A 4,614-nucleotide genomic window follows, 5' to 3' on the forward strand; every position below is an offset into this window, starting at 1 on the left:
CACCTGATCAGTGGAGGACGGTCGGGACCGGTCGGCGGACACATCTCAGTGGGGGCGATGCCACGCTCCTATCAAGTCACGCCGGCCGGTTCCTTCCCACCAGCCGACGGCAAAACGCATGGACGCCTACGCCGCTGTGCTTGCCGCCGGAATGCCCACGGACTTCATGCTTCACTGCCGCCGGCGCTGACCGGCCGGAGGTAGTCCTCGACCACCGCGGTGCGCAGCACGGGCAGCAGGGCCTGGCGCAGCTGCCCGGAGGGTTCGGCCAGCAGGTTCGACACCGCGTCGATGATCGCGCCCAGCGGCAGCGAGCCGTCGCAGGCCCCGAGGACGCCGCCGAGTGCGGTGTCGACCGCCATCGCCCGCTTCAGCCCGGTGGTCTGCCGCAGCACCACGTACTGCGGGTCGGTCGCGCCGGGGACGCCCATGGTCTCCTCGATCACATCGGGGCGCAGCTTCCAGCTGGTGGCCAGCAGCTCGGCGTCCGGCCGCCGGGAGTTGGTGACGGCGTGCCGGTGGGCGGAGATCGCCGGACCGACCGCCTGCACCTCGTGCGGCCAGCTCTCGATGGTGATGTCGGGCTGGTCGCGCTGGGCGTTGACCACGGTGATCCAGCCCATGCCGACGCCGCGGACGCCGAGGTGTTCGAAGTAGTCGAGCCATTCCCGGTAGGCGGCCGGCCAGCGCGGGTCGCCGGCCAGCCCGGCGTCGGCGAGCCACATCTCTATATAGGCGTACGGGTCGAGGCGTTCGCGTTCGATCACCCACAGGTCGGCGCCGGGTGGCGCCCAGCCCGCCAGCCGGTCGTGCCATGGCTGGTCGAGGATGGCCCAGTTGGCGAGCACCTGGCAGGTGCCGCCCGCGGTCAGGTGGTTGGTGGAGTCGGCGACCACCCGGCGCACCACTTCGTCCCCGGGCAGGCCGGCCTCGCGGTAGACCAGGCGTCCGGTGGTGGTCGGTGGGCTCATCACGTAGGGCGGGTTGCTGACGATCAGGTCGAACTGCTCGTCAGCGACCGGTTCGTACAGGCTGCCCGCCCTCAGGTCGACGTCGACCTGGTTGAGCGCGGCGGTGAGCCGGGCGTGGTCGAGGCAGCGCGGGTTGATGTCGGTGGCGGTGATCCGGCTGGCGTGGGTGGACAGGTGCATGCTCTGCACCCCTGACCCGGTGCCCAGGTCGAGGGCGCTGCCGACCCGGTCGGGGATGGTCAGCTGGGCCAGGGTGGTGGACGCCGGGCTGACTCCCAACACATAGTCGGGGCGGGTGGGCCGGCGGTCGGTGTCCAGGCCAGGGGTGTGGTCGGAGACGATCCAGCCGTCCCACTGGCCCTGATCGGCCGGGAAGCCGTACGGCCGCAGGTCGACCGTCGCCCTGGCCCGGCCGGAGGCGGTCTTGACCAGCCCGGCCCGCTGCAGCGCCGGGATCGGCAGCGCGGCCGCGGCGTCCTCGACCGGCACCGACAGACCCAGCGGGAACAACCTGATCAGGGTGGCCAGCGGCCCGTGGTCGTCGGCCAGCGCGTCCTGGGCAGGGATCGTCGAATTGCGTTCCAGGCCCGCCTGGCCGGCCGCACCGAGCCGGGCCAGCACCGGGTCGACACGATAGTCGGCGGCGACCAGGTGGTCGCGGAGGTCATCGATCCAGGTCACCGGTCCACTATGCATGACGACTCCGACACCGGCTGAAGCCGCGGCCGGACGTCCAACTGGTGGCGGTACCGGTTCTGTCGGTGGCGCGTGGCAGGGTATCTGCATGGCACTTCCAGGCTGGCTGGCCACCGACCCGCGCGTCGTCGCGGTGCGGCACCGCGCCCAGCAGGCCGGGGGGACCGCCGACTGGCCGCAGTGGCTGCCCGAACCCGTGCTGGAGTCGATCGTCGCCTCCGGCATCGAACGGCCGTGGACGCACCAGGTGGCCGCCGCCGAGGCGATCTGGTCGGGACGCCACGTAGCGCTGGCCACCCCGACCGCGTCGGGCAAGTCGTTGGCGTACCTGATGCCGATCATGGCAGCCACCGCCGTGCCACCCGAGCAGGCCAGCCTGGCAGTGGTGACCGGCGACCTGCGGTCGAGGTTGGGGGTGGCCCGGCACACCGCGCTCTACCTGGCCCCCACCAAGGCGCTGGCGCACGACCAGCGGGTGGCCGCCCGACGCGTCGGCCCGAAAGGCTGGCAGGTCGCCAACCTCGACGGCGACTGCTCAACCGCCGAGCGGCGCTTCGCCAGGGACCATGCCAACCTGGTGCTGAGCAACCCCGACATGCTGCACCGCTCGGTGCTGCCGAACCACGCAAAGTGGTCGGGACTGCTGGGTTCGCTGCGCTACGTGGTGGTCGACGAGGCGCACCGGTACCGCGGGGTGTTCGGTTCGCAGGTGTCTGCGGTGCTGCGCCGGCTGCGTCGGCTGTGTGCCGCCTACGGGTCGGAGCCGGTCTTCGTGCTGGCCTCGGCCACCGCAAACCGGGCGGGCACCTCGGGAGCGCTGCTGATCGGTGAAGACGCCCCGCTGCTCGAGATCGACCAGGACACCTCCCCGCACCCGGCGCGGGACGTCATCTTGTGGAAGCCAGCCAGTGAGGCGCCGCACGAGGCGTCCGAACTGCTGGCGAGGTTGGTGGACGACGGGCAGCAGGTGATCACCTTCGTGGCAGCCGCACCCAGGCCGAACTGATCTCGCTGCGGGCGGCCGAACGCATCGAGTCCGGACGCCGGGTGGCCAGCTACCGATCGGGCTATCTGGCCGCCGACCGGCGCGACCTGGAGTCCCGGCTGCGCAACCGGGAACTGGCGGGGGTGGCGTCCACGAACGCTCTGGAGCTGGGCGTCGACATCGCCGGTCTGGACGCGGTGGTGATCACGGGCTTCCCCGGGACGCTAGGCTCGTTCTGGCAGCAGGCCGGGCGCGCGGGTCGTGGTGAGCGGGATGCGCTGGTGGTGCTGGTGGCCCGCGACGACCCGCTGGATGCGCACCTTCTGGACCACCCCGAGCTGATCTTCGACCGGCCGGTCGAGCAGACCGTGCTGTGTCCGCAGAACCCGTACGTGCTGGGTCCGCACCTGGCGGCGGCAGCGCAGGAGGCGCCGCTGAAGCCTGGCGACGTGCGCTGGTTCGGCCCAGAGATGGGCGCAGTCGCCGGCCGGTTGTCCGCTCAGGGGCTGCTTCGGCAGCGGGCCACCGGCTGGTACTGGACCCGGCCGGAGCGGGCAGTGGACGCGATCGACCTGCGCGGGGCGATCGGGCGTCCGGTGGAGATCATCGAGGCCGACACCGGACGGGTGGTGGGCAGCGTCGACCGGGGGGCGGCCGACCGCACGGTGCACGAGGGCGCGGTCTACCTGCACCAGGGCGAGCAGTGGCTGGTGACCGGCTACCTGCCGGCCGATTCGGTGGCGATGGTGCGGCAGATGGAGCTGCCGTACTACACCCAGCCGATGGGGACCAGCGAGGTGCGGATCATCAGCGAACTGGCCCGGCGCGACTGCGGTCGCGGGATCGTCTGCCACGGCGTGGTCGAGTTGTCCGACCAGGTGTGCAGCTACCTGCGGCGCGATTCGGTGACCGGCGACGTCTGGGACGAGACCCCGCTCGACCTTCCGGTGCACCGGATGACCACCCAGTCGATGTGGTGGCTGGTGCCGGACTCCGTGGTCGCCCGGCTCGCCTACTCCGCGGTGCGGCTGGGCGCTGCCGCCCACGCCGCCGAGCACACCGCGATCGGGTTGCTGCCGGCGTTCGCGCCCTGCGACCGCTGGGACATCGGCGGGTTGTCGACGGTGTTGCACCCAGACACCAACCAGTGCAGCATCTTCGTGCACGACGGCGCGCCGGGCGGATCCGGTTTCGCCGAGCGCGGCTTCAAGGTGGCCGAGGACTGGTGGCGGGCCACCCTGGAGCGGCTGCTGGGCTGCGACTGCGACGCGGGCTGCCCCACCTGCTGCGTGTCACCGAAGTGCGGCAACGGCAACCAGATGCTCGACAAGACGGCCGCGGCTGAACTGGTGCAGGTCCTGCTGGGCTCCTGACCGGGTCGCGACACGCGGGTCGCTGCCCGACTAGGTGTGCGGCGGCGCACTCGAATGGGTGCTGGGCTTCCTCGGCCGCAGCGGCTAGACAGGTGCCTACAGGTGGGGCGTGCCCGCGCCCAATGACGCCGGAGGCCGGCGGTGGCCACCGGGAGAGGACAACAGATGAAGTTCGATGCCGTGCCTTATGGAAATGCCATGGGGATGGAGGTTGCGTTCTCGAACGCGATCTCGGTGCCGATAAGTGACGAGGTGAGCCTGATCTGGGTCGCCGGGCAGATCGCCTTCAACGAGGACGAGGAGCTGGTCGGGGTCGGCAATATCGCTGCGCAGACCGAGCAGTGCATCGACAACATCGAGTCGATCCTCGCCCAGTTCGGCGGCGACCTGGGCAACGTCACCAACGTGCTGGTCTTCGTCAAGTCGATGGAGGGCCTGGCCGACATCCACCGGGTTCGGTTGGCGCGGTTCCCGAAACCGTACCCGGCCAGCACGCTGGTGCAGATCACCGAGTTCGTGAACCCGGACGCGCTGATCGAGATCCAGGCCCAGGCGGTCATCCGGCGCACGACCCTGCACGGAGCTGCCG

At 71.0% G+C, this 4,614-nt stretch carries 2 protein-coding genes and 1 pseudogene; 2 read left to right on the forward strand and 1 reads right to left on the reverse strand.

All coding sequences use genetic code 11. The features are described from left to right. Window positions 1–164: 164 nt before the first annotated feature. Window positions 165–1,667, reverse strand: a complete 1,503-nt coding sequence (locus WBL05_RS13720; protein ID WP_424226716.1) for a DUF7059 domain-containing protein — start codon at window positions 1,665–1,667, stop codon at window positions 165–167. A gap of 88 nt (window positions 1,668–1,755) precedes the next feature. Between WBL05_RS13720 and WBL05_RS13725 the strand changes: the two are divergent. Both WBL05_RS13725 and WBL05_RS13730 read left to right on the forward strand, forming a co-directional pair. Then, window positions 1,756–4,025 (forward strand): annotated as a pseudogene (locus WBL05_RS13725) (DEAD/DEAH box helicase). A 165-nt stretch (window positions 4,026–4,190) separates the two neighbouring features. Further along, window positions 4,191–4,614: RidA family protein (locus WBL05_RS13730; RefSeq protein WP_424226717.1), on the forward strand; the 424-nt coding region annotated here is incomplete at its 3' end.

It is taken from the genome of Brooklawnia sp., assembly GCF_049651565.1.
In the GTDB taxonomy this organism is placed as follows: Bacteria; Actinomycetota; Actinomycetes; order Propionibacteriales; family Propionibacteriaceae; genus Brooklawnia.

Bases quoted from the DNA above. Each gene is read 5' to 3' on its own strand.
- WBL05_RS13720 (WP_424226716.1), bottom strand. From the start codon at position 1,667: ATGCATAGTGGACCGGTGACCTGGATCGATGACCTCCGCGACCACCTG.